The organism is Achromobacter sp. ESBL13, from assembly GCF_036668755.1.
Taxonomy (GTDB): domain Bacteria; phylum Pseudomonadota; class Gammaproteobacteria; order Burkholderiales; family Burkholderiaceae_B; genus Achromobacter.
In genome coordinates this window covers 345,621-370,894 of the sequence record NZ_JAZEVT010000002.1, presented here as the reverse complement: position 1 = coordinate 370,894, position 25,274 = coordinate 345,621, and the positions used below count along the sequence as shown (strand labels likewise).

Sequence of the window (25,274 nt, the reverse complement as noted above, 5' to 3'; positions counted from 1 at the left end):
CCCACCCATGGCCGACGCCACCGACGCCCTCGACCGGACCTCGCGCTCAGGGCTGTGGCTGACGGTGATTCTGGGGGTTTTGGCGGCGCTGCTGGGCTTATTGAACGGCTTGGGCCGCGTCGATCAGATACTTTACGACCGCGCCCTCACCCTGACGGGACGACCCGCCGACCCCGACATTCTGATCGTCGCGATCGACGATGTCAGCATAGAGACACTGGGCCGATGGCCATGGCGCCGCGCGATCCACGCCGCCTTGATGGACCGCCTGCAAGGTGCCCGCGCGGTCGGCCTGGACTTGATCTTCGCGGAAAGCGACACGGTCAATCCCAACGACGACGCCATCCTGGCCCAGAGCATTTTGCGCAACGGCAGAACCGTCTTGCCGGTGGTGCTGGACCGCTTGAACAATCCATCGGCCATGTCCTCACCCATTGCCGTCGTGGGCAATGCCGCGGCAGCCAGCGGCTTTATCAACGCGCGCGTAGACCCGGACGGCGTTGTACGAGAAGCGTCGCTGACCGCCCAGTTCGCGGGCGCGCCCTACATGCACATGGCCCTGTCCATGTTGGACATCGGCGGACAGGCCGACCAGGTGGAACGCCTGCTGCAACGCGCCGCCCCCAGCAGCGACATCCTGATTCCCTACGCCGGCCCGGCGGGTCACATGCGCACCGTCTCGTACCTGGCGGTGCTGCGCGGCGACATCCCGCCTGAAGAATTGCGAGGAAAGTACGTGCTGGTGGGTGCGTGGGCAACGGGGCTGGGTGACGCGTATCCGACACCGGTGTCGCACGACCTTAGCGGAATGTCGGGCGTTGAAATCATCGCCAACCTGATGCAGGCGGGGCGCGACGGCCTGTTCTACCAGCGGCCGGCAGCCGCCTGGAACGCACTGTTTTCTGTTCTACCGGTGTTGCTTGCTTGCCTGGCGCTGTGGCGGCTGTCGCCCAAGCGCGCCCTGCTGGTCAGCATTGCACTGATCGCCTGCGTACTGATCGCGTCGTGGTTGCTACTGGCGTACGCCAGCCTATGGTTCGCGCCGACCGCCGCGCTTGTCGGCGTTGCGCTTTGCTATCCACTGTGGAGCTGGCGCAGCCAGGAAGCCGCCTTGCGCTACATGGACTACGAACTGCGGCGCCTTCAACGTGAATATCCGCCGGTGCTGAACGAAGCGCGGGCCCAGCTCACCGGCCCGAACGCGTCGCTGGAAAGCCGCGTGGGCGAGCTTCAACGTGCATTGGAACGCGTGCGCAACCTGCGGCGCTTCCTGGCTGACGGGCTGGATGGCATGCCCGACGCCACGCTGGTGTTCGACCAGGACGGGCGCATGCAGTTTCGTAACCAGGCCGCGGTCATGTATTTTCAGCGGCTTGGCATGCGGCCACCCCGCGTGGGCCACCCCGCCACGCACTTGTTGGAAAAGACCATATCCGACGCCACGACGCGACAGCGCGTGGCCGACGCGTTGCGCGGCCAACTGCCGACGGACGATTCGACGCGCTGGACCGCCGATCTGGAAGTGCGCGACTACGCCGGTCGGGACCTTATCCTGAAGTGCGCCCCCATCCATACCGCCGAAGGCGATTTTGCCGGCACGGTGGCTACCCTGACCGATATTTCCCGCATTCGCCAGGCCGAGCGCCAGCGCGAAGAGACGCTGCGATTCATATCGCACGACATGCGCGCGCCGCAAAGTTCCATCCTGGCGCTGGTGGAGATGAAGCAGGAAAGTGGCGTGCACGATGGTCAGGGCGAGACGCTGGCGCGCATTGCAACATTGGCCAACCGCACACTGCATCTGGTGGACGACTTCGTGCATCTGACGCGGGCGGAATCCATGACGATCAGCGCCGTCGAGCTTGATCTGGGCAGCCTGCTGCAAGACGGCGTGGACGAGTTCTGGGCATCGGCGCACAAGCGCGGCATTACGCTTCGGCTGCGCACGCCGTTGCCCGTGGCCTACATACGCGGCGACCAGACGCTGTTGATGCGCGCGCTGTGCAACCTGATCGACAACGCGATCAAATACAGTGCGCCTCAGACCTGCATCGAGTGCGCGATCGACGCATCGCCGGGGTTCTGGTGCGTGACCATCCGGGATCAAGGCCAGGGCATCGCCGAGTCCGATCTTGCGCGCCTGTTCGAACCCTTTTCGCGCGTGGGCGTGGAAAACCGGAATGATGTGGGCGGCGCCGGCCTGGGCCTGGCGTTCGTGCGTACCGTGGCCGAGCGCCACGGAGGATCGGTGCAAGTCAGCAGCACGATCGGCGTCGGATCGGTGTTTACCTTTTGCCTGCCCGTCGCGCCGGACGCGGCTTCAGAGGCCGCTGCGCCGGCCGCGGAATCAGCGTGACGGAGCTTGCCCCAGCGCCTACTGGAAAACGTGAGAAATCACCGCGGGCTTGCCGGCCTTGATTTCGATCGTCGCCCGATAAGGTGGCAGGTCTGCATTGCGCAGGACCACCTGGTACTTGCCCGGAATCAGGCGTATTTCCTTGACGGGCGGACTGATTCCGCGTGCCACCCCATTTACCCAGACTTCGCCCCAAGGGCGAATATCCAGTCGCACGGTGACCGGTACTGCCAGAGGCTTGGGTTTGGGCGCTTCTTCGGTCGGCGTCGCTGCGTTTGAAGCGGCCGCGCCTTGCGTCGGAGCCGGCGGGCCGGCGGCAGGCAAAACAGACGGTTCGGCCGGAACGTTTGCCGTCGCGGCGCTATTCTGGATGGTCGGCTGCGTCGTCGATTCCGCTCCCGCTCCCGACACAACTGGCGGCGGTGTCGGCGCCTCTTGCGCAGCGGTGGCAGGCGGCAAGCTGGAAGCGGCAGGCGGCGCCGCGGGCTGCGGCATCGGGCGCACGGCCGGCGGGTTCGGCATGACGACTTCCGAACTGGTGATCAGCGCGTTGGGCGCGCCCGCGCCCCAATGAAACCAGCCATACGCCGCCAGGCCGATCAACGCCAGAAGGGCAAGCAAGGCAAGTAGCGGGCGGCGGTTGCGTGCCGGCTTGCGCATTGCCGACGCGGCGGCGGGCGGCACGGAATGACCGTCCGCAGCCGTGGGCTCGTCTTCACTTGCCGCCGGTTCTATGTAGGCGGCCACGCCCAGCAAGGCCGCCATTTCGGCTAGCGTCTGCGGTCGGTCAGCCGGCGACATGGCCAGGCCGCGATCGATCACGGCCAGAAAATCCGGGTTGTATTTCGACAGGCCCAACGAAGTCAGGGGCTCGTAGGAATCAGTTGCCCGACGCTCGGGCGCTGGTGGGGGCCGGTGGCCTGTTACCAATGCATGCATCACGGCGCACAGCGCGTAGATGTCGCTCCACGACCCCCGAGGCCATTCCATCGAATCCGTATAGAGTTCAAACGGTGCAAACCCTGGGGTCGGGCTGCGGCTGGCACGGCGCGAGCGCGCCACGACAAGCTCGGGCAGCAGATGCGCCCGCGCGTTTTCGTCCATGCCCACCGTATCCAGCGTGATATCGCCGCAGATCTCGCTTTGAGCGTGCAAGGCGATCAGGGACGGCAGCAGGTCGGAGACCAGCCGCTTGATACGCGATTCCGGCACACCACCCGCCATGCTGGCGGCAATAGCGCTAAGTGGACGCAAAGCCAGGGGCGCGGCGCCAGAGAAAGGGCCACGCGGCGTCAGCAGGCCGGTGGACGTAGACATCATGGGAATTGCGCTCATGCGCGGACTGGTGCGAAGATGGAATAGCGTGAATATTATCCAATTCGCAACACCAGGACATTGCCGAAAATGTCCGAGCGCATCAGGCTGTGGCACGATGGCGTTTCACCCATTCTTCCTACCCCCCTTATAAGCTATGAAAAATCGCCTTCTGAGCAGTCTGCTCGGCGCGACAGTGATGCTGGCGGGCTGCGCCGGGATCTCGTCCCAGAAACCGGAAAGCCCCCCCACCGCCGACGCCCTGGCGCAATTGCAACAAGTCCGGGACACCTACGGCGCGGGCCGGTATGGGGAAGTCATCCGAACGGTCGCTACCTCGGATACCTTGGCCTCATCCACCAAAGCCGTCCGCATCGAAGCTTACAAGTTGCAGGCGTTCAGCTATTGCGTCAGCCGCTACACCCAATTGTGCGAAGACAGCTTCGCCCGGATCCTGGCGCTGGACCCTGCATTCGAACTCGCTCCCAACGAAGCCGGCCATCCGTCCTGGGGGCCCGTCTTCCAACGCGCCCGCAGCCAGGCAGCCAGATAATCGCTACCTGCCCGGGAATAAAAAAAAGGCCGCTGATTCGCATCAGCGGCCTTTTTGCTTGCAGCCCCCCGCGCCAACCCAGCGCGCGGGAAACTGTACGGGATTCCGCTTATTCGGCGGAATCGTCCGTGCCGGCGTCGGAAGCCGGGGCCTGATCGTCCGCACCCACCGTAACCGGCGAGTCTTCGAACGGGTTGGCCTGCTGGCGAGCGGCTTCGCGTTCCGCGGCCTCCAGCTCTTCCTTGTCGCGGCGTGCGTGGTGGTAAGCCAGGCCGGTACCCGCCGGGATGAGGCGGCCGACGATGACGTTTTCCTTCAGGCCACGCAGATCGTCGCGCTTGCCCATGATGGCGGCTTCGGTCAGGACACGCGTGGTTTCCTGGAACGAAGCGGCCGAAATGAACGAGTCGGTCGACAGCGAGGCCTTCGTGATACCCAGCAGCACGTTGTCGTAGGTTGCCGGGATGCGGTCTTCGGCAGCCATGCGATCGTTGGCGTTCAGCAGTTCAGAGCGCTCGACTTGCTCGCCCGGGATGAACTCGGTGTCACCAGCGTCAACGATGTTCACACGACGCAGCATCTGACGAACAATCACTTCGATGTGCTTGTCGTTGATCTTCACGCCTTGCAGACGGTACACGTCCTGCACTTCGTCGACGATGTACGTCGCCAGCTTCTCGATGCCTTGCAGGCGCAGGATGTCGTGAGGATCGGCCGGGCCGTCCACGATCATTTCGCCCTTGTTCACCACTTGGCCGTCGTGCACCAGAACCTGCTTTTCCTTCGGAATCAGGAACTCGTGGCTCACGCCTTCCAGGTCGGTGATGACCAGACGCTGCTTGCCCTTCGTGTCCTTACCGAACGACACCGTACCGGTAACGTCGGCGAGCATGCCGGCGTCCTTCGGCGAACGGGCTTCGAACAGTTCTGCCACACGCGGCAGACCGCCGGTAATGTCGCGGGTCTTTTGCGATTCTTGCGGAATACGCGCCAGAACTTCACCCACGGCAACCTGCTGGCCGTCACGCACGGTAATCAGCGCGCCCACCGGGAACGAGATGTTCACCGAGTGATCGGTGCCGGCGATCTTGACGTCTTCGCCGGCCTCGTTGACCAGCTTGATCTGCGGACGCATGACGATCTTGCCGCCACGGGTCTTCGGCGTGATGACGACGAGCGTCGACAGGCCGGTGACTTCGTCCACCTGCTTGGCAACGGTCACGCCTTCTTCGATGTTCTCGAAGCGGACGGCGCCACCGTATTCCGACACGATCGGACGGGTCAGCGGGTCCCACGTCGCCAGACGCGCGCCAGCCTTCACGGCTTCGCCATCGCCCACCAGCACGGTCGCGCCGTACGGGATCTTGTGGCGTTCGCGTTCGCGGCCGTTGTCATCGAAGATCGCCAGTTCGCCCGAGCGCGAAATCGCAACGCGTTCGCCCTTGGCGTTCGTGACATAGCGCATCGTGCTGGCAAAGCCAACCAGACCGCTGGACTTCGTTTCCACCGCGCTGGCCAGGGCCGAACGCGACGCGGCGCCGCCGATGTGGAACGTACGCATCGTGAGCTGCGTGCCCGGTTCACCGATCGACTGGGCAGCGATAACGCCCACTGCCTCGCCTTGGTTGACCGGCGAACCGCGACCCAGATCGCGGCCGTAGCAGTGTGCGCACAGACCGTGACGCGTTTCGCACGTCAGCGGGGTGCGGACCTTGACTTCGTCCACGCCGATGCGGTCGATGGTGTCGACCAGATCTTCGTCCAGCAGGGTGCCGGCAACGATGGCCGTTTCCTGCGTGTCCGGGTTGATGATGTCCACGGCGGCAACACGACCGAGGATGCGGTCGCGCAGCGGTTCGATGACTTCACCACCTTCCACCAGGGCCTTCATGTTGTAGCCCAGCGACGTACCGCAATCGTCCTCGGTGATCACCAAGTCTTGCGTCACGTCGACCAGACGACGAGTCAGGTAACCCGAGTTCGCGGTCTTCAGTGCCGTATCGGCCAGACCCTTACGCGCACCGTGAGTCGAGATGAAGTACTGAAGCACGTTCAGACCTTCACGGAAGTTCGCGGTAATGGGCGTTTCGATAATCGAGCCGTCCGGCTTGGCCATCAGGCCGCGCATACCGGCCAGCTGGCGGATCTGGGCGGCCGAACCGCGGGCGCCCGAGTCAGCCATCATGTAGATCGAGTTGAACGATTCCTGGCGCACTTCTTCGCCATGACGGTTCACAACCGGCTCGGTAGCCAGTTGTTCCATCATGGCCTTGCCGACCTTGTCGCCAGCCTTGCCCCAGATGTCCACAACGTTGTTGTAGCGTTCCTGGGACGTGACCAGACCCGACGAGTACTGCTTGTCGATTTCCTTCACTTCGCGGCTGGCTTCGGCCAGGATGCCTTCCTTGGCGGTCGGGATCAGCATGTCGCCCATGGCGATCGAGATACCACCGCGCGTGGCCAGCTTGAAGCCGGACTGCATCAGCTTGTCGGCGAAGATCACCGTGTCGCGCAGGCCGCAACGGCGGAACGACTGGTTGATCAGGCGCGAGATTTCCTTCTTCTTCAGGGCCTTGTTCAGGACCGTGAAGGGCAGACCCTTCGGCAGAATCTCGGACAGCAGCGCGCGGCCGACCGTCGTTTCATGACGGCGGATCACGGGTTGCCATTCGCCAGCCTCGTCGCGCTCGTGCTCTTTCAGACGCACGGTCACGCGGGATTGCAGTTCGACTTCGCCGTTGTCATAGGCGCGCTGCACTTCAGCGACGTCGGTGAAGAAAATGCCTTCGCCGCGGCCGTTGATGCGCTCACGCGTCGTGTAGTACAGACCCAACACGATGTCTTGGGACGGCACGATCGACGGTTCGCCGTTGGCCGGGAACAGCACGTTGTTGGACGCCAGCATCAGCGTGCGCGCTTCCAGCTGGGCTTCCAGCGACAGCGGCACGTGGACAGCCATCTGGTCACCGTCGAAGTCGGCGTTGAACGCCGCGCAAACCAGCGGGTGCAGCTGGATGGCCTTGCCTTCGATCAGGACCGGCTCGAACGCCTGGATGCCCAAACGGTGCAGCGTGGGGGCACGGTTCAGCATGACCGGGTGTTCGCGGATGACTTCTTCCAGGATGTCCCAGACCACCGGTTCCTGGCTTTCCACCAGCTTCTTGGCAGCCTTGATGGTCGTGGCCAGGCCCATCATCTCCAGACGATTGAAGATGAACGGCTTGAACAGTTCCAGGGCCATCAGCTTGGGCAGACCGCACTGATGCAGCTTGAGCTGCGGGCCCACCACGATGACCGAACGGCCCGAGTAGTCGACGCGCTTGCCCAGCAGGTTCTGACGGAAACGACCGCTCTTGCCCTTGATCATGTCGGCCAGGGACTTCAGCTGGCGCTTGTTGGCGCCCGTCATGGCCTTGCCACGGCGACCGTTGTCCAGCAGCGAGTCTACGGCTTCCTGCAGCATCCGCTTTTCGTTGCGCAGGATGATTTCCGGCGCCTTGAGCTCCAGCAGGCGCTTCAAGCGGTTGTTGCGGTTGATGACGCGGCGGTACAGGTCGTTCAGGTCGGAGGTCGCGAAGCGGCCGCCGTCCAGCGGCACCAGCGGACGCAGGTCCGGCGGCAGCACGGGCAGCACTTCCATGACCATCCACTCGGCCTTGATGCCCGACTTCTGGAAGCCTTCCAGCACCTTCAGGCGCTTGGAAATCTTCTTGATCTTGGCTTCAGAGCTGGTGGCCTTCAACTCGCCGCGCAGCGTTTCCACTTCGCGGTCGATGTCGATGGTGCGCAGCAGTTCGCGCACGGCTTCCGCGCCCATCAGGGCACGGAAATCGTCGCCGTATTCTTCGGTCTTGGCGAGGAAATCGTCGTCCGACATGATCTGGCCGCGCTTGAGCGGCGTCATGCCAGGTTCGATCACGCACCAGGCTTCGAAGTACAGAACGCGTTCGATGTCGCGCAGGGTCATGTCGAGCACCATGCCCAGACGCGACGGCAGGCTCTTCAAGAACCAGATGTGCGCGACGGGGCTGGCCAGCTCGATGTGGCCCATGCGTTCACGGCGAACCTTGGCAACGGTAACTTCAACGCCGCACTTTTCGCAGATCACGCCACGATGCTTCAGGCGCTTGTACTTGCCGCACAAGCACTCGTAGTCTTTGATCGGGCCAAAGATCTTGGAGCAGAACAGACCGTCGCGTTCAGGCTTGAACGTGCGGTAGTTGATGGTCTCGGGCTTGCGAACTTCGCCGTAAGACCACGAACGGATCTTCTCGGGCGAGGCGATGCCGATCTTGATGGCATCGAATTGCTCGTCTTGCGAGACTTGCTTAAATAGGTCGAGTAGCGCTTTCATTAGTTACGCTCCAAATCCATGTCCAGGGCCAACGAGCGGATTTCCTTCACCAGCACGTTGAACGATTCCGGCATGCCGGCGTCGATGACGTGGTCGCCCTTGACGATGTTTTCGTATACCTTGGTACGGCCGGTGATGTCGTCCGACTTCACCGTCAGCATTTCTTGCAGGGTGTACGCGGCGCCGTATGCTTCCAGCGCCCACACTTCCATTTCCCCGAAACGCTGACCACCGAACTGCGCCTTACCACCCAGCGGCTGCTGCGTGACCAGCGAGTACGGACCCGTCGAACGCGCGTGCATCTTGTCGTCGACCAAGTGGTGCAGCTTCAGGTAGTGCATGTAGCCAACCGTCACGGGGCGCTCGAATTTCTCGCCCGTGCGGCCGTCAAACAGCCATGCCTGCGTACGCGAAGGCGTCAGTGCCATGCGCTCGGCGACGTCGTCCGGATAGGCCAGCTCCAGCATCGTGGTGATTTCCTCTTCGGTCGCGCCGTCGAAGACGGGCGTCGCGAACGGCACGCCGTTCTTGAGGTTCTGGGCCATTTCCATGACTTCTTCGTCGGTCAGCTCGTCGATGCGGGCGCCGGAACCGGTCGTGTTGTAGACCTTGTCCAGGTAGGCACGGACGTTCTTGACCTGCGCAGTGCGCTCGTCGCGCAGCAGATCGGCAATGCGGTGGCCCACGCCCTTGGCAGCCCAGCCCAAGTGCACTTCCAGCACCTGACCGACGTTCATCCGCGAGGGCACGCCCAGCGGGTTCAGAACGATGTCGGCCGGCGTGCCGTCAGCCATGTGCGGCATGTCTTCCACCGGGGTGATACGCGAGACCACGCCCTTGTTACCGTGACGGCCTGCCATCTTGTCGCCAGGTTGCAGACGACGCTTCACGGCCAGGTAGACCTTGATCATCTTCAGCACGCCCGGGGGCAGCTCGTCGCCCTGCGTCAGCTTCTTGCGCTTCTCTTCGAAGGCCAGATCAAACTGGTGACGCTTTTGCTCCAGCGATTCCTTGGCTTGCTCCAGCACGACAGCGTGCGGCTCATCGGCCAGACGGATGTCGAACCACTGCCAGCGGTCCAGATCAGCCAGGTAAGCCTTGGTGATCGTGGCGCCCTTGGCCAGCTTGCGCGGGCCGCCGTTGACGGTCTTGTTGACCAGCATCTTTTCGATACGGTCGAACTGGTCGTTTTCAACGATGCGCAGCTGGTCGTTCAGGTCTTGGCGATAGCGGCGCAGTTCATCGTCAATGATGGACTGGGCGCGCTTGTCGCGCACGATGCCTTCACGCGTGAACACTTGCACGTCGATCACGGTGCCGGTCATGCCCGAAGGCACGCGCAGCGAGGTGTCCTTAACGTCGGACGCCTTTTCACCGAAGATGGCGCGCAGCAGCTTTTCTTCCGGCGTCAGCTGGGTTTCGCCCTTGGGCGTGACCTTGCCGACCAGCACGTCGTCGGCGCTGACTTCGGCGCCGATGTACGTGATGCCCGAATCGTCCAGACGGTTCAGTTGCGTCTCAGCCAGGTTGCTGATGTCGCGCGTGATTTCTTCCGGACCCAGCTTCGTGTCGCGGGCGACAACCGTCAGTTCCTCGATGTGGACCGAGGTGTAGCGGTCATCGGCAACAACCTTTTCGGAGATCAAGATCGAATCTTCGAAGTTGTAGCCGTTCCACGGCATGAACGCGATCAGCATGTTCTGACCCAGGGCGAGTTCGCCCAGGTCGGTCGATGCGCCGTCAGCCAGCACGTCGCCCTTGGCGACCTTGTCGCCACGCTTGACGATAGGACGCTGGTTGATGTTCGTGTTCTGGTTGGAACGGGTGTACTTGATCAGGTTGTAGATATCGACACCGACTTCGCCGGCGACGTTTTCTTCGTCGTTCACGCGAATCACGACGCGCTCGGCGTCAACGTGGTCGACCAGGCCGCCACGCAGTGCTTGCACGGTCGTGCCCGAGTCAACGGCCACGGTGCGTTCGATACCGGTACCCACGACCGGCTTTTCCGGACGCAGGCAAGGCACGGCCTGACGTTGCATGTTGGCGCCCATCAGTGCGCGGTTCGCGTCGTCGTGCTCAAGGAACGGAATCAGCGAAGCGGCCACCGACACGATCTGCGACGGGGCAACGTCCATGTAATGCACGTTGGCCGGCGAGGTCAGCATCGTTTCGCCTGCTTCACGGCAAGCGACAAGGTCGTCAACGAAGGCGCCCTGCTCGTCCAGCGCGGCGTTAGCCTGTGCAATGACGTAGTGGCTTTCTTCGATGGCCGACAGGTAATCGATCTGCTCGCTGACGCGGCCGTCGATAATCTTGCGGTAAGGCGTTTCCAGGAAGCCGTACTCGTTCAAGCGAGCGTACAGCGCCATGGAGTTGATCAGACCGATGTTCGGGCCTTCCGGCGTTTCGATCGGGCAGACGCGACCGTAGTGGGTCGGGTGCACGTCGCGGACTTCAAAGCCGGCGCGCTCGCGGGTCAGACCGCCCGGGCCCAGTGCGGAAACGCGACGCTTGTGCGTGATTTCCGACAACGGGTTGGTTTGGTCCATGAACTGCGACAGCTGGCTCGAACCGAAGAACTCCTTGATGGCAGCCGAGATCGGCTTGGAGTTGATCAGGTCGTGCGGCATCAGGTTTTCGGTCTCGGCCTGGCCCAGACGTTCCTTGACGGCGCGCTCGACACGCACCAAGCCGGCGCGGAACTGGTTTTCGGCCAGTTCGCCAACGCAACGCACGCGACGGTTGCCCAAGTGATCGATGTCATCGATCTGGCCACGGCCGTTACGCAGTTCAACCAGCACCTTGATGGTCTCAAGGATGTCTTCGTTGGTCAGCGTCATCGGACCGGTGATGTCTTCACCACGGCCCAGACGGCTGTTGACCTTCATACGGCCCACGCGCGACAGATCGTACGTCTCTTCGCTGTAGAACAGACGTTGGAACAGCGCTTCCACCGCTTCTTCGGTGGGCGGCTCGCCAGGACGCATCATGCGGTAGATGGCAACACGCGCGGCCATCTGGTCGGCGGTTTCATCGGTGCGCAGGGTTTGCGAGATGTACGGACCACGGTCCAGATCGTTCGTGTAGAGCGTCTGGATGTCGTAGACGTTCGAGGCGCGCAGGGCGCCCAGCACGCTTTCCGTGATTTCGTCGTTGGCGTTGGCGATGACTTCGCCGGTATCTTCGTCAACGATGTTCTTGGCCAGCACGCGGCCGTACAGGAAGTCTTCCGGCACGGAGATGCGCTGGATGCCGCCGGCAGCCAGGTCGCGCAAATGCTTGGCATTGATGCGCTTGTCTTTTTCGACGATGACCTTGCCATCGCGGTCCGAGATGTCGAAACGGGCCATTTCGCCCTTCCAACGCTCGGGCACGAATTCCATCATCGCGCCTTCGCTCTTGAGTTCGAAGTTATCGAAGTCGAAGAAGTTGGCCAGGATGGATTCCGGCGTCATGCCGATGGCCTTGCACAGGATCGTGACAGGCATCTTGCGACGACGGTCGACGCGGAAGAACAGAACGTCCTTCGGGTCGAATTCGAAGTCCAGCCACGAGCCGCGGTAAGGAATCACGCGGGCCGAGAACAGAAGCTTGCCGGAGCTGTGCGTTTTGCCGCGGTCGTGTTCGAAGAACACGCCAGGCGAACGGTGCAGCTGCGACACGATGACACGCTCGGTGCCATTGATGACGAAGGAACCCGTGCCCGTCATGAGCGGAATTTCGCCCATGTAGACTTCTTGTTCCTTCACTTCTTTCACGGTCGGCTTGCTGACTTCGCGGTCAAGCAGCACCAGGCGGACCTTGGCTCGCAGGGGCGAGGCATAGGTCAGACCACGTTGCTGACATTCCTTGACATCGAACACCGGTTCGCCGAGCACGTAGCTCACGAACTCCAAGCGCGCCATACCGTTGTGACTAACGATCGGGAAAATCGACGAGAACGCCGCCTGCAAACCGTCGGCTACGCGATCGGACGGGGCGGTATCCGCCTGCAGGAAAGTTAGGTAGGATTGAAGCTGTGTCGCCAAAAGGAAAGGAACGTTTTGAACGTCTTCACGCTTGGCGAAGCTTTTGCGGATGCGCTTTTTTTCGGTGTACGAGTAAGGCATGAGCACTCCGACTCGAGGTTGCATGGGCCGTCAACCACGGCCCTAGGTGATACGACTCCAGGAAACCCCCCTGAAAGGGCATACCCCCAGTAGGGGTTTCCTGGAAACGCAAAAGCCCGGGGACTGCAAACTGTGCTGTCCCCGGGCAGTTGACGCAGGTCTTACTTGACTTCGACCTTGGCGCCAGCTTCTTCCAGCTTCTTCTTGGCGGCTTCGGCGTCAGCCTTGGCCACAGCTTCCTTGACGGGCTTCGGAGCGCCGTCAACCAGGTCCTTGGCTTCCTTCAGACCCAGACCGGTCAGCTCGCGCACGGCCTTGATGACGCTGACCTTGTTCGCGCCGGCTTCCAGCAGGACGACGTTGAACTCGGTTTGCTCTTCAGCAGCGGCAGCAGCGCCACCAGCGGCGGGAGCAGCAACAGCGACAGCGGCGGCAGCAGCCGACACGCCGAACTTCTCTTCCATTTCCTTGATCAGCTCGGACAGCTCGAGCACGGTCATGCCAGCGATGGCGTCAAGGATTTCAGCTTTGTTAAGTGCCATTTTTAAGAACTCCAAATATTTTGGTAATGCCAGGGTTTGGGTGTCGCTTCGTCGTTCAGCGAATTCCGGACAGCAGGGCGATTAGGCCGCTGCCTTTTGGTCGCGCACAGCCGCGAGGCCACGGGCGAACTTGGTCGGAACTTCGTTGAGCGTACGCACGAATTGCGCGATCGGGGCTTGCATGGTGCCAAGCAGTTTCGACAGCAACTCTTCGCGGGACGGCATGGTGGCCAAGGCCTTCACACCATCTTGAGTCAGCAGGCTGTTGGGCAATGCGCCCGCCTTGATGACCAGCTTGTCGTTGCTTTTCGCGAAACCAGCGATAACCTTGGCCGCCGAAACCGGATCAGTGCTGATGCCATAGATCAGCGGACCGGTCAGTTGCTCAGCCAACGGCTCGAAAGCCGTGCCGGCAACAGCACGACGGGCCAGCGAGTTCTTCAGAACTCGCAGATACACGCCCGATTCACGCGCAGTTTTGCGCAGTACGGTGACAGAGGCGACGTCCAGACCACGGTACTCAGCGATAACAATCGATTGTGCCTTGGCGACTTCAGCCGAGACTTCCTCGATTACCACCGCTTTCTCTTGACGATTGAGACTCACGGTTTGAACACTCCATCAAAAGACGCCTGGGGCCGGAGCCTTGCGCGTCAACCGAATGCGGCGCCTGGTCGAGTTCTTCGTGTAAAGAAATCTTCCTGGGGACGCCGTCTACGCTGGATCCGAACTGGATAAGCTTCGGGATTAAGCGGGGCAGCGGGGGTGCGGACACCGTTCCACTACCCTGCTCCAGCGGTCTTTGACAGCAACATCCGGAGGAATCCGGATGCAGCCCAAAGTACGTTTACTGCTGTTGGCTTAGTTGGAAGCCGACAGCGAGGCAATTTCAACGCGAGCACCGCCGCCCATCGTGGACGAGACGGCCAGCTTGCGCAGGTAAATGCCCTTGGCAGCTGCGGGACGGGCCTTTTGCAGGGCGTCGACCAGAGCAGCCAGGTTGGTTTGCAGCTGTTCCACGCCGAACGACGCACGGCCGATCGTTGCGTGGATGATGCCAGCCTTGTCGGTACGGTACTGAACCTGACCGGCCTTGGCGTTCTTGACAGCGGTCGCGACGTCAGGCGTCACGGTACCGACCTTCGGGTTCGGCATCAGGCCACGGGGACCCAGGATCTGGCCCAGGGCGCCCACGACACGCATCGTGTCGGGCGAAGCGATGACCACGTCAAAGTCCATTTGACCGGCCTTGATCTGGTCAGCCAGGTCGTCCAGGCCAACGATGTCGGCGCCGGCGGCCTTGGCGGCTTCAGCCTTGTCGCCTTGGGCGAACACGGCAACGCGAACCGACTTGCCGGTGCCGGCGGGCAAAACGACCGAACCGCGAACCAGTTGGTCCGACTTCTTCGGGTCGATGCCGAGCTGCACGGCCACGTCAATGGATTCATTGAACTTGGCGACGGCGGTTTCCTTGACCAGGGTCAGGGCTTCAGCGACCGGGTACAGCTTGGTGCGGTCGATCTTTTGCGCAATAGCGGCTGCGCGCTTGGACAGTTTTGCCATGATTAGATCCCCTCAACCGTGATGCCCATGCTGCGGGCGCTGCCAGCGATCGTGCGCACAGCGGCGTCCAGATCAGCGGCGGTCAGATCGGGGCCCTTGGCCTTGGCGATTTCTTCAGCTTGCGCGCGGGTCAGCGTGCCGACCTTGTCGGTATGCGGCTTGGGCGAACCCTTTTGCACGCCAGCAGCCTTCTTGATGAGGACCGTCGCGGGCGGGGTCTTCATGATGAAGGTGAAGCTCTTGTCCGCGAAGGCGGTGATCACCACCGGAATCGGCAGACCAGGCTCCATGCCTTGGGTCTTGGCGTTGAACGCCTTGCAGAATTCCATGATGTTCAGGCCGCGTTGACCCAGTGCCGGGCCAATCGGGGGGGAGGGGTTAGCTTTACCAGCCGGTACTTGCAGCTTGATAAAGCCGACGATCTTTTTCGCCATGCTTTGCTCCTTGCGGGTTATATCGCCCCGGCGTTTTCAGCCTGGGCTCCCCGGGGGTTGAAATCAGGTCTTTTCGACCTGGCTGAAATCGAGTTCGACGGGTGTGGCACGACCAAAAATGGTGACCGACACGCGCACCTTGCTCTTTTCGTAATTGACTTCTTCGACGTTGCCGTTGAAGTCCGCAAACGGACCTTCCTTGACCCGAACCATCTCGCCCACTTCGAACAGAATCTTGGGGCGGGGTTTCTCGACACCCTCTTCCATCTGGGAGAGGATCTTCTCGACTTCCTTTTCGGAAATCGGGGTCGGACGGTTGCCCGAGCCACCCAAAAAGCCGGTGACGCGGTTCGTGTTCTTGACCAAATGCCACGTTTCGTCGGTCAGGTCCATTTCAACCAGGACATAACCAGGAAAAATGCGGCGTTCGGTGATCGACTTTTGACCACCCTTGACCTCGACGACTTCCTCGGAGGGCACAAGAATGCGGCCAAAGGACGTTTGCAAGGCCGCGCGCTCAATGCGCTCAACCAGGGCCTTGTGAACGCTCTTTTCCATGCCGGAGTACACATGGACGACATACCAACGCTTACTCATTCGCCGTCCTTATTTCCAGCCCAACAGCAGGCCGTAAAGAATCCATTCGATGCCCTTGTCGAGCACCCACATGAAAATGCCCATGACCGCCACGAACGCAAAAACGATACCCGTCATCTGGGTCGTTTCCTTGCGGGTGGGCCACGCGACACGCTTGACTTCGTTGTAGGACTCGCTGGCAAAGCTCAGGGTGCGGCGGCCGGGCTCGCTGAACCAGGCAATTGCGGCTGCAATCACAAGGCCGCCGACAAACACGCCGATACGTGCAGGCATCGGCTGTGCGCTAAGCACGGAAAACCCGACGATGCCAGCAATAACGACGAGAACCGCCAGGCCGAGCTTGACCCGGTCGGCGGTGCTAGTTACGGTTTCTACGCTGGTATTAGACATATTGCGACGCGAGCCGCCGTGAATGCGTAACTCGCGATGATCTCCCGCGGGTTTATCCTGGCGGTGGCAGGGGCAGTAGGAATCGAACCTACAACCTTCGGTTTTGGAGACCGACGCTCTGCCAATTGAGCTATGCCCCTAAAACACTACACTTGCACTACATTCACTGACTTTCCGCTCAGCGCCTACGCGCAGGGTCACGGAACCGAACATCATACTACTTTTACAGCAAAGATGGATAGAGGGACTTGAGAGTCCACTCTACCCATCTGGGTATTGCTTACTTCAGGATCTTGGCGACGACGCCGGCGCCGACGGTACGACCGCCTTCACGGATAGCGAAACGCAGGCCTTCTTCCATGGCGATGGGAGCCAACAGCTTGACCGTCATGGCCACGTTGTCGCCCGGCAGAACCATTTCCTTGTCGGCCGGCAGCTCGATCGTGCCCGTCACGTCCGTCGTGCGGAAGTAGAACTGGGGACGATAGCCCTGGAAGAACGGAGTGTGACGGCCGCCTTCTTCCTTGGACAGGATGTACACCTCGGACGTGAAGTCCGTGTGCGGGGTGATCGAGCCCGGCTTGGCCAACACTTGGCCGCGCTGGACGTCTTCACGCTTGGTGCCGCGCAGCAAAATGCCCACGTTGTCGCCGGCTTGACCTTGGTCCAGCAGCTTGCGGAACATTTCAACGCCCGTGCAAGTCGTCTTGACCGTCGGCACCAGGCCCACGATTTCGATTTCTTCGCCGACCTTGACGATGCCGCGTTCGATACGGCCCGTCACCACCGTGCCACGACCCGAGATCGAGAACACGTCTTCAACCGGCATCAGGAACGTGCCGTCCACGGCGCGCTCAGGCGTCGGGATGTACGAATCCAGTGCAGCGGCCAAAGCCATGATGGCTTGCTCGCCCAGCTCGCCCTTGTCGCCTTCCAGCGCCAGCTTGGCAGAACCCTTGACGATCGGGGTGTCATCACCCGGGAAGTCGTACTTGGACAGCAGTTCGCGAACTTCCATCTCCACCAGCTCGAGCAGCTCGGCGTCGTCGACCATGTCAGCCTTGTTCAGGAAGACGATGATGTACGGCACGCCAACCTGGCGGCTCAGCAGAATGTGTTCGCGCGTTTGCGGCATCGGGCCGTCAGCGGCCGACACAACCAGAATCGCGCCGTCCATTTGCGCCGCGCCCGTGATCATGTTCTTCACATAGTCAGCGTGGCCCGGGCAGTCAACGTGAGCGTAGTGACGCGCTTCGGTTTCGTACTCGACGTGGGCGGTGTTGATCGTGATGCCGCGAGCCTTTTCTTCAGGAGTCGCATCGATCTGGTCGTAGCCCTTGGCTTCGCCACCGAACTTGTTCGACAGAACGGTCGTGATAGCTGCCGTCAACGTCGTTTTGCCGTGGTCAACGTGACCAATCGTACCCACGTTCACGTGCGGCTTGGTACGTTCAAACTTGCCTTTTGCCATGGCTGACTCCTGACCTGGATTGCGCTTCAGACTGAAGAAAAGAACTTGGAAATTTGTGGTGCCCATGGCGCGGATCGAACGCGCGACCTCTCCCTTACCAAGGGAGTGCTCTACCACTGAGCCACATGGGCATTTAAAAATCTTGGAGCGGGTGAAGGGAATCGAACCCTCGTCGTAAGCTTGGAAGGCTTCTGCTCTACCATTGAGCTACACCCGCGGCATACCCATTCACCATCTCTTTATCCCAAACCCTCAAAATCAAGGCCCGGGGAACCTTACAACCTTCTTTGCGAAGGCCGCCCAGTTCCCTAGGCCTAATTTTAAAAATCCAGGCAGACATCGCCTGGATTTATAGAGTTGGGTCTCTGGTGGAGGAGATTGGATTCGAACCAATGTAGGCGCAAGGCCAACAGATTTACAGTCTGCCCCCTTTAACCACTCGGGCACCCCTCCAGCGGAGAACTTGAGATTATGAACACTTTCGAATCCGGTGTCAAACGCTTCGGATGAAAATATTCAAAACTTTTGTTCAACCACTCGCGTTTCCGCGCAGAGGGGCCGAAGTTTACAGGTTTCCGCGAATTGCTGCTTGCAAAAGTTGCGAATAGGCGTCGGCGGTGAAATTTACGGGGCTGGTCCCCCCTGAGGGATCTTCGCTGGCCATGCGCCCTACCCGCTCGACCTGCCCCTCATCGATGCCGATCTCAGCCAGCGTGTGGGGGATGCCCACCGCCTGGCGCAGCCGCAGCACCCAGTCCAGCACCGCGCCCGGGCCATCGCCGGGCAGATCCAGGTAACGGGCAAGCGCCTCCAATCTTGGCGCGACGGCATGCTGGTTGGCTTTCAGCACATAAGGCATCAGGATCGCGTTGAGCATGCCGTGATGGGCGTCGTATAGCGCGCCCAAGGGATGCGCCAGTGCGTGCATGGCGCCCAGGCCGCGTTGGAATGCCGTGGCGCCCATCGTCGAGGCCACCAACATTTGCTGGCGCGCCTGCAAGTCGGCGCCGTCGGCCACGGCCTGCGGCAGGTATTCCTTGATCATGCGCATGCCTTCAACCGCAATGCCCGCCGCCATGGGATGAAAGAACGGCGAACAATACGCCTCAAGGCTGTGCGACAGCGCGTCCATACCGGTGGCGGCCGTGATTCTGGCAGGCAGGCCGACGGTGAGTTCGGCGTCCAGGATCACGACGGCGGGCAACATGCGCGCGTGAAAGATGATGCGCTTGACCTGCGCGGCCTCGTCGGTGATGACCGATGCACGGCCCACCTCCGAACCCGTGCCGGCCGTGGTCGGCACTGCCACCACCGGCGCCATGCCCGCCACGTTCACGCGCTGATAGTTATCGCCGATGTCTTCGAAGTCCCACAACGGGCGGTCTTGCCCCACCATCAGCGCGATCGCCTTGGCGGCGTCCAAGGCCGACCCGCCCCCGAATGCAATAACGCCGTCGTGCCCGCCCTGGTGATAGGCAATAACGCCGTCGTCCACGTTGCGCCCCGTGGGGTTGCCCTTGATCTCGTGAAATACCTCGCAGTCCAGCTTCGCCTGGCGGCAGGTTTGCACGGCGTCGGACACCATGGGCAACGGCGCCAGGCCCGGATCGGTGACAAGCAACGGTCGGCGCATGCCCAGTTCGCGGCACCATTCGGGAAGCTCTTTGACGCGACCCGGCCCGACTTTCATCGCGGTCGGGTAATTCCAGTTGACGCTGGGCACAGTCATGGTTTCATTCCTGATTACGGTCGTGTCAAAGCGCTGTCTCAGACGCTGCGCAGATGAAAGGATTTGGCTTGGGTAAGCTGCTCGTAGCCGACAACGGACAGCGATACCCCCCGCCCCGAGTGCTTCACGCCGGTCCAGGCCAGGGCCGGGTCCAGATGGTCGCAACGGTTCATGAAGAACGTCCCCGCCTGCACCTGTCGGCCAAGCGATAACGCCGCGTCTTCGTCCTGCGTGTAGACCGCGGCCGTGAGTCCGTAGGGGCTGCCATTCATCAGGGCGACCGCCTCGTCATCACCATCGACCGGCATGACGCCCACGACGGGGCCAAAACACTCGTCGCTCATCACGCGCATGCGATGATTTACTCGCGTAAGAATGGCGGGCGCTACATAACACGAGCTTTCGCTTGCATTTGTAAAATGTGAGGGATCAATCGCGTTCTGCGCGCCCGCCGATATCGCTTCTGCGATGACCTCGCGAATTTCCGCCGCCGCGCGCGTGCGAACCACCGGCCCCAATGTCGTGTCGGCATGCAACGGATTACCCAGTACATAGTCTTGAGTCAGCGCAACGGCGCGCTCGACAAATTCGTCGTACCGCGACCGCGCCACGTAGATGCGCTGGATGCCGCAGCACGATTGCCCCGAGTTGAAGAACGCTCCATCTACCAGGGATTCCACCGCCTGATCCAGCTTGGCGTCCTCGCGCACGTAGGCGGGGTCGTTGCCGCCCAGTTCAAGTCCCACGCCGATAAACCGTCCGGCCGCGCTTTCCTCGATACTGCGCCCCCCACGCACTGAACCCGTGAACGACACATAGCCGATCTCGGGTGCGCGGACCAGTCGCTGCACGGTGTCATGGTTGGCATGGAGATACTGGAACACACCAGTGGGTGCGCCGGCGTCGCGAAACGCGCGTTCGATCAATTCGGCGCACAGCGGCGTCTGGTCCGAGTGCTTGAGAATGACGGTGTTGCCCGCCATCAGCGCCGGCACGATGCTGTTCACGGCGGTCAGCAGCGGGTAGTTCCACGGAGCAATCGTCAGTGCGACACCGATCGGCTCGCGGCTGATAAAACGGGTGAAGCCCGCCAGGTCGGGCACGGTGATCGGCGCCAGCGCTTCATCGGCAATCGCAATCATATGGCGTGCCCGCGATTCGAAGCCTGCCACTTCACCGGGCGTGTACTTCAAGGGCCGGCCCATCTGTATGGTGATTGCCCGCGCAATTTCTTCACGTGCCGCGACAAAGCTGTCGACCGCCGCCGACACGATGCGCCCCCGCTCTGCGATGCTTAGCGCGTGCCACGCGCGCTGCGCCTGCTGGGCCTGTTCAAGCGCACGCCCGATCTGCGCGTCGCTGGCGTAGGCGCGGCGCACAATCTCGCGCCCGTCGATGGGACTGATGGTGATGAGTTCCTGGGTCATGGTCGCCCTATGCAAGCGTTGGCCTTGCGATCAGATATCAGATGATCTCGAAATAACGCGCCAGCTCCCAGTCGGTGACGTGGCGCCGGAACTGCCGTTCTTCCCATTCGCGCGTTGCCGCGTAATGCTCGACGAACGCATCCCCGAACAGATGGCGCGCTGCGGCCGACCCGCGCAGGCGCTGCGCGGCCTCCCACAACGTGGTGGGCAGGTGCAGATGCGCGGGAAATTGTTGCGTATAGGCGTTGCCCTGCACCATGGGTTCCGGGGTCAAGCCTTGTTCGATGCCGTGCAGGCCGGACGCCAGCGCCGCCGACAAAGCCAGATAAGGATTGGCGTCCGCCGAGCCGATGCGCACTTCCACCCGCTGCGATTTGTCGCTGCCGGGAATAAGCCGCAGCGCGGTGGTGCGATTTTCCATGCCCCACGTCGCGTCCAGCGGCGCCCAATAGCCCGGCACAAGTCGCGAATAGCTGTTGATATTCTGCGCGTACAGCACCATGAATTCCGGCAGGTAACGTTGCACGCCCGCCATGAACGCAACTTGGGTCGCGCTCATTCCATGCGGCTGCGACTTGTCATAGAACGCAGACTGCCCGCTTTTCTTGTCGCGCAAAGACAGATGGATGTGGCCGCTTTGGCCCGGATGCTCGTGCGACCACTTGGCCATGAACGTGGCCATCAAGCCGTTCTGCTGCGCCAGGGCCTTGGCGAAGGTCTTGAACAGAAATGCCTTGTCGCCAGCCAGGGCAGCCTGGTCCACCGCCAATGCCGCCTCCAGCACGCCCGGCCCCGTCTCGGTGTGCAGGCCCTCGATCGGCATGTCCATGCGTTCACACAGGTCCAGCAGCTTGCGGTAGAAGTCCCCTTCGACCGTGCTGCGCAGCACGGAATAGCCGAAGTTGCCCGGCGTCCAGTTTTCCATGTTGCGATAGTGCTTGGCACGCACCGAGTGCGGCGTTTCGCGGAACATGAAGAATTCATATTCCAGCGCGGCGTAGACATCGAACCCCATGTCCGCCGCACGGTCCAGCGTGCGGTGCAGCAAGCGACGCGGACAGATGGCGGCGGCGTCGCCCTCGAACTCCGCCAGGAACAACAACATGTCTTCGCCGTTCGGGCCTTGCTCAAGCGGCAGGCGGCGCGCGGTTTGCGGCACGATACGCAGTTGCGCGTCGGGATAGGCGGTGTGCCAGCCCGTGTACTGCGTGTTGTCGTAGAGCTGGTCGTCCAGGTCCCAGCCCAGCACCACGTCGCAGAACGCCAAACCGGACCGCAGCGCGCCAAGGAACTTGTCACGCCGCAGGTACTTGCCCAGCATGACGCCATCGACGTCGGACAAGCCCACCTTGATGTGCGAAAGCGCGCTGGCCTGCACCAGCCGCTCCGCGTCTTCCACCGATGCTACCCCTAGCGAATGCATGCTTGTTCACCTTGTGACTGAAGCCTTGCGTGGGACTGCGGGCAAACGCCGCGGCCCCCGCTTGCGGGACAAGGGAAACCTACCGGCGTGCTCTCAGGGTTTTTCCGAGTCTAGACACCTTGCCGCGAATTTGCAGCCCTGTGCGTGCAGTATTTTCCCTAGGTTGCAGGGCCGGTAGCAGCCGCGCCATGGCCTCAGTCCAGTGACACGCCGGCCGTTTTCACCATGTCGGCCCAGTACACGGTGTCTTCCTGCAAGCGCGTCTTGAAGGCGTCAGGCTGGCTGCCCACCGGCCAACTGCCGCCGCTGTTGATCTTGGCGATCACGTTGGGTGACTTCATCGCCTGCGCCACGGCCTGGGCCAGGTACGCCACGCGCTCGGGCGGCGTGCCCGCCGGTGCGAAAAGGCCATACCAGTCGTCTGCCGTAATGCCGTCCAGGCCACTTTGCTTGAGGGTCGGCGCCCCCTTGAAAATACCGATGCTGTTCTCGTGGCTCAGGGCCAGGATGCGCAGCTTGCCGGCGGCCACCATCGGTTCAGCGGACGCGGGCGATGTGATCAGCATGTCGACCGTGCCGCCCATGAGATCCGTGATGGCCGGGGCGGCCCCACGATATGGCACGTGCACCAGGTTCACGCCGGCCTTCTTGGACACCAGCGCGCCCATCAAATGGCTCATGGTGCCGTTGCCGGGGGTCGCGTACGTGATGATGCCCGGTTGCTTGCGCGCGGCGTCCAGGTAGTCGGAAAGTGTCTTGTACGGGCTTTCGGTGCGAGCCACCAAGACCAGCGGCGCGGACGTGATCTGCGAGATCGGCGTGAAGTCCTTGACCGGATCAAAGCCGACGTTCTTGTACAGGCGCGGGTTGACCGCCATGACGCTGGTTTGCGACATCACCAGCGTGTAGCCGTCGGGCTTGGCACGGGACACCTGCGCAGTCCCCACGTTGCCGCCAGCGCCCGAGCGATTTTCAACCACCACGCTCTGGCCCGTGATGGCACCCAGCTCTTGCGCGATCAGCCGGGCGACATTGTCGTTGCCGCCCCCGGGCGGAAACGGCGACACGACCGTAATGGCCTGCTTGGGATAGTCAGCCGGCGCCTTCAGCGTCTGCGCCTGGACCTGGACTTGCAATGCGCCGGCCAGCAGCAAACTGGCGGCAGTCAATGCGGCCCAGCCGCGTGCGTGTGGTACGTGTTGTTTGTGTTCTGCATGTTGTGCCTGGTGCTTCATCTGGATTTCCCCTTGTGTCGGCGGCCGGATACTCGGCCGTCCCCTGCATGTCGGTTCGCCATGAACCGTCCGCACCCCGGCGGCAAGCGCCGGGGCGTAATGATCGATCTGATGCGTGGTAGAAACCGCGCGGCCTCTGCGGACCGTCGCGGCAACGTCAGGGCGGCGGCTCAGCCCGCCGCGAAGCGATAGCCCGCCAATTCGCGGTCATCAATCTGCTTGACCAGGTTGGTCTCCCACGACAGGTATTGCCGCGCCGCTGCCTTGTTGCCGTCGTGGCGGTCGTGCACAAAGAACAGATAGTCGATGCACTCGCTATCGGCTGGCCGGTCGGGCGTGGATTCCTGCGGGATGCCAGCCGCGGACCAGCTCGCTGGCGTACCGGTGTTCACCTTGATGTCGGTGACGCCCATTGCCCGCAGGTCCTTGGCGGCCCATGCGGCCAGCGCCGCGTCCTCGGCCAGCAGGATGACGGGTTGGTCGGGGTGCAGCGCCACGCGGTCCAGACGCGGCCGAATGGACCAACGCGCCCCCGCGATGTGCCCGGCGCGATAGCGCATGCCCGGGCGGATGTCGATGGCTTGTGCACCGCCGCGCAATGCCGCCGCAATTTCCTCGTCGGACAACATCGAAACAGCCGGCGTGTCCGCCAGCGGTGCAACGGGGTCAAGCACGGCGCGAGTGCCCTCTTTCAACACGCAGGCGTCCCAACCCATCTGCCGCAACCAGCTTGCCGTCACGGGCGCGCGCACGCCTTCCGCGTCAAACACGACGATACGCGCGCCGCGCACGGCCAGGTACTGGTCGGTGGCCTGCACCAGTTGGCCGCCGGGCGCATGCTGCGCGCCGGGCAGCGACCCTTGCGCGAACTCCTCCGCGCTGCGCACGTCGCACAGGAAGGTCGTGCGCGTCTTGTCGCGCAACCATTGCTGCACGGTGGCGGCATCCACGATCGGCACGCCGTGGCGCGCGGCCAGCCGCGATGAACGTTCGGCAAGCGCAGGCAGGGCGTCGGGTTCGATTCCGTCGTCGTAGCGGCGGCGCGCGCCGTGTTCCAGTTGCAGGTCTTCCAGATACCAACCTTGCGTGCCGTTTTCCAGCGCATAGACGGGGTTGGGCACGCCCAGGTTGATCAGCGTCTGTGCGCCGATGATGCTGCGGGTACGGCCCGCGCAATTGATCACGATCGTGGTTTTTGGATCCTTCACCAGCGTATGCACGCGCAGCGCCAGTTCACCGTTGGGGCAGCAGATGCCGCCCGGAATGCTCATCTTCTGGTATTCGGCATAAGGCCGACCGTCCAGCACGATCAGATCATCGCCGCGCTGTTGGCGCGCAGCCAATTCCCGCGCGCCGATACGGGGGGTGTGGAAAACTTCTTCAGCCAGCTCGCCGAAGGTTTTGCTGGGCACGTTCACGCCGGCAAAGGCGGCGTAACCGTCGCGCTGCCACTGCGCGATGCCGCCGGCAAGCCGATGCACCTGCCGATAACCCAGGTCGCCCAGCGCGCGGGCGGCGCGCCCGGCCGTCTGATCCTCGCCGCCCTCGTCGTACACCACCACCCGCGCATTGCGTCGGGGGGCCAGACGCACGATGTCCACTTCAAGCCGGCTGTATGGCACCGGTGCGGCGTAAAAAAGGTGCGATTCACCATACTGGCCGTGTTCGCGCACGTCCAGCAAGGCAATTTCCTGCCCATCGTGCAGCCATTGCTTAAGCGTGTGCGCGTCGATGTCGGCGGCGGGGGAAGCGGAAGTTGCGTGCATCATGGAAT

At 62.3% G+C, this 25,274-nt stretch carries 17 protein-coding genes and 4 tRNA genes; 2 read left to right on the top strand and 19 right to left on the bottom strand.

The genetic code is table 11. The features are described from left to right. Nucleotides 1-7: 7 nt before the first annotated feature. Nucleotides 8-2,356 (top strand): CHASE2 domain-containing protein, encoded by a 2,349-nt coding sequence (locus V6F88_RS10445; protein WP_332609369.1) that lies wholly within the window; start codon nt 8-10, stop codon nt 2,354-2,356. An 18-nt stretch (nt 2,357-2,374) separates the two neighbouring features. Here the strand turns inward: V6F88_RS10445 and V6F88_RS10440 are convergent, their stop codons facing one another. Beyond that, nucleotides 2,375-3,673: a serine/threonine protein kinase gene (locus V6F88_RS10440; RefSeq protein WP_442880305.1), complete on the bottom strand. Its 1,299-nt coding sequence runs from the start codon at nt 3,671-3,673 to the stop codon at nt 2,375-2,377. 154 nt (nt 3,674-3,827) lie between these two features. On the opposite strand from V6F88_RS10440, the gene V6F88_RS10435 reads away from it, so the two are divergent. After that, entirely contained in the window at nt 3,828-4,223 is a 396-nt protein-coding gene (locus tag V6F88_RS10435; RefSeq protein WP_332609365.1) for a TssQ family T6SS-associated lipoprotein, read from the top strand. Between the two features lie 109 nt (nt 4,224-4,332). On the opposite strand, the gene rpoC is transcribed toward V6F88_RS10435, so the two are convergent. The 18 genes from rpoC to V6F88_RS10345 form a co-directional block, all read right to left on the bottom strand. Further along, a complete protein-coding gene (gene rpoC / locus V6F88_RS10430; RefSeq protein WP_046806048.1) occupies nt 4,333-8,577 on the bottom strand; it encodes a DNA-directed RNA polymerase subunit beta' in 4,245 nt (1,414 codons plus the stop codon). Then, on the bottom strand, nt 8,577-12,689 hold the full coding sequence (gene rpoB / locus V6F88_RS10425; RefSeq protein ID WP_050450098.1) for a DNA-directed RNA polymerase subunit beta: 4,113 nt from the start codon (nt 12,687-12,689) through the stop codon (nt 8,577-8,579). Before rpoB ends, rpoC begins: the two co-directional genes overlap by 1 nt. A 161-nt stretch (nt 12,690-12,850) precedes the next feature. Then, nucleotides 12,851-13,231 (bottom strand): 50S ribosomal protein L7/L12, encoded by a 381-nt coding sequence (rplL, locus tag V6F88_RS10420; RefSeq protein WP_006216571.1) that lies wholly within the window; start codon nt 13,229-13,231, stop codon nt 12,851-12,853. Nucleotides 13,232-13,312: 81 nt separating this feature from the next. Further along, complete coding sequence (gene rplJ / locus V6F88_RS10415) at nt 13,313-13,837, bottom strand: 50S ribosomal protein L10 (protein ID WP_006216572.1); 525 nt, start codon at nt 13,835-13,837, stop codon at nt 13,313-13,315. 255 nt (nt 13,838-14,092) lie between these two features. Beyond that, entirely contained in the window at nt 14,093-14,794 is a 702-nt protein-coding gene (gene rplA / locus V6F88_RS10410; RefSeq protein WP_006392088.1) for a 50S ribosomal protein L1, read from the bottom strand. 2 nt (nt 14,795-14,796) lie between these two features. After that, entirely contained in the window at nt 14,797-15,228 is a 432-nt protein-coding gene (gene rplK, locus V6F88_RS10405; RefSeq protein WP_046806050.1) for a 50S ribosomal protein L11, read from the bottom strand. A 63-nt stretch (nt 15,229-15,291) separates the two neighbouring features. Next, complete coding sequence (gene nusG, locus V6F88_RS10400) at nt 15,292-15,825, bottom strand: transcription termination/antitermination protein NusG (RefSeq protein WP_006216576.1); 534 nt, start codon at nt 15,823-15,825, stop codon at nt 15,292-15,294. Nucleotides 15,826-15,834: 9 nt separating this feature from the next. Beyond that, a complete protein-coding gene (gene secE / locus V6F88_RS10395; RefSeq protein WP_046806052.1) occupies nt 15,835-16,215 on the bottom strand; it encodes a preprotein translocase subunit SecE in 381 nt (126 codons plus the stop codon). 64 nt (nt 16,216-16,279) lie between these two features. Continuing rightward, nucleotides 16,280-16,355: transfer RNA gene (locus V6F88_RS10390), tRNA-Trp, on the bottom strand. Between the two features lie 140 nt (nt 16,356-16,495). After that, a complete protein-coding gene (gene tuf, locus V6F88_RS10385) occupies nt 16,496-17,686 on the bottom strand; it encodes an elongation factor Tu (protein WP_006221899.1) in 1,191 nt (396 codons plus the stop codon). Nucleotides 17,687-17,742: 56 nt separating this feature from the next. Next, a tRNA-Thr gene (locus V6F88_RS10380) sits at nt 17,743-17,817 on the bottom strand. 12 nt (nt 17,818-17,829) lie between these two features. Then, a tRNA-Gly gene (locus V6F88_RS10375) sits at nt 17,830-17,903 on the bottom strand. Between the two features lie 149 nt (nt 17,904-18,052). After that, nucleotides 18,053-18,139: transfer RNA gene (locus tag V6F88_RS10370), tRNA-Tyr, on the bottom strand. A 112-nt stretch (nt 18,140-18,251) separates the two neighbouring features. Then, nucleotides 18,252-19,415, bottom strand: coding sequence for an iron-containing alcohol dehydrogenase (locus V6F88_RS10365; protein ID WP_332609357.1), 1,164 nt, complete (start codon nt 19,413-19,415; stop codon nt 18,252-18,254). A 38-nt stretch (nt 19,416-19,453) separates the two neighbouring features. Continuing rightward, the gene (locus V6F88_RS10360) at nt 19,454-20,842 is read right to left on the bottom strand and encodes an aldehyde dehydrogenase family protein (protein WP_332609355.1); all 1,389 of its coding nucleotides are present in this window, start codon (nt 20,840-20,842) and stop codon (nt 19,454-19,456) included. A 37-nt stretch (nt 20,843-20,879) separates the two neighbouring features. Beyond that, a complete protein-coding gene (locus V6F88_RS10355; protein WP_332609353.1) occupies nt 20,880-22,265 on the bottom strand; it encodes a glutamine synthetase family protein in 1,386 nt (461 codons plus the stop codon). Between the two features lie 194 nt (nt 22,266-22,459). After that, nucleotides 22,460-23,500 carry a Bug family tripartite tricarboxylate transporter substrate binding protein gene (locus tag V6F88_RS10350; protein WP_442880277.1) on the bottom strand — a complete coding sequence of 347 codons (1,041 nt, stop codon included), beginning with the start codon at nt 23,498-23,500 and terminating at the stop codon, nt 22,460-22,462. Nucleotides 23,501-23,670: 170 nt separating this feature from the next. Further along, nucleotides 23,671-25,266 (bottom strand): rhodanese-like domain-containing protein, encoded by a 1,596-nt coding sequence (locus V6F88_RS10345; protein ID WP_442880304.1) that lies wholly within the window; start codon nt 25,264-25,266, stop codon nt 23,671-23,673. Between the last annotated feature and the right edge of the window lie 8 nt (nt 25,267-25,274).

Excerpts from the sequence above, each read along its gene's own strand:
- V6F88_RS10445 (WP_332609369.1), top strand. The coding sequence starts at position 8 with ATGGCCGACGCCACCGACGCCCTCGACCGGACCTCGCGCTCAGGGCTG.
- V6F88_RS10440 (WP_442880305.1), bottom strand. The coding sequence starts at position 3,673 with ATGTCTACGTCCACCGGCCTGCTGACGCCGCGTGGCCCTTTCTCTGGC.
- V6F88_RS10435 (WP_332609365.1), top strand. The coding sequence starts at position 3,828 with ATGAAAAATCGCCTTCTGAGCAGTCTGCTCGGCGCGACAGTGATGCTG.
- rpoC (WP_046806048.1), bottom strand. The coding sequence starts at position 8,577 with ATGAAAGCGCTACTCGACCTATTTAAGCAAGTCTCGCAAGACGAGCAA.
- rpoB (WP_050450098.1), bottom strand. The coding sequence starts at position 12,689 with ATGCCTTACTCGTACACCGAAAAAAAGCGCATCCGCAAAAGCTTCGCC.
- rplL (WP_006216571.1), bottom strand. The coding sequence starts at position 13,231 with ATGGCACTTAACAAAGCTGAAATCCTTGACGCCATCGCTGGCATGACC.
- rplA (WP_006392088.1), bottom strand. The coding sequence starts at position 14,794 with ATGGCAAAACTGTCCAAGCGCGCAGCCGCTATTGCGCAAAAGATCGAC.
- rplK (WP_046806050.1), bottom strand. The coding sequence starts at position 15,228 with ATGGCGAAAAAGATCGTCGGCTTTATCAAGCTGCAAGTACCGGCTGGT.
- nusG (WP_006216576.1), bottom strand. The coding sequence starts at position 15,825 with ATGAGTAAGCGTTGGTATGTCGTCCATGTGTACTCCGGCATGGAAAAG.
- secE (WP_046806052.1), bottom strand. The coding sequence starts at position 16,215 with ATGTCTAATACCAGCGTAGAAACCGTAACTAGCACCGCCGACCGGGTC.
- tuf (WP_006221899.1), bottom strand. The coding sequence starts at position 17,686 with ATGGCAAAAGGCAAGTTTGAACGTACCAAGCCGCACGTGAACGTGGGT.
- V6F88_RS10365 (WP_332609357.1), bottom strand. The coding sequence starts at position 19,415 with ATGACTGTGCCCAGCGTCAACTGGAATTACCCGACCGCGATGAAAGTC.
- V6F88_RS10360 (WP_332609355.1), bottom strand. The coding sequence starts at position 20,842 with ATGACCCAGGAACTCATCACCATCAGTCCCATCGACGGGCGCGAGATT.
- V6F88_RS10355 (WP_332609353.1), bottom strand. The coding sequence starts at position 22,265 with ATGCATTCGCTAGGGGTAGCATCGGTGGAAGACGCGGAGCGGCTGGTG.
- V6F88_RS10350 (WP_442880277.1), bottom strand. The coding sequence starts at position 23,500 with ATGAAGCACCAGGCACAACATGCAGAACACAAACAACACGTACCACAC.
- V6F88_RS10345 (WP_442880304.1), bottom strand. The coding sequence starts at position 25,266 with ATGCACGCAACTTCCGCTTCCCCCGCCGCCGACATCGACGCGCACACG.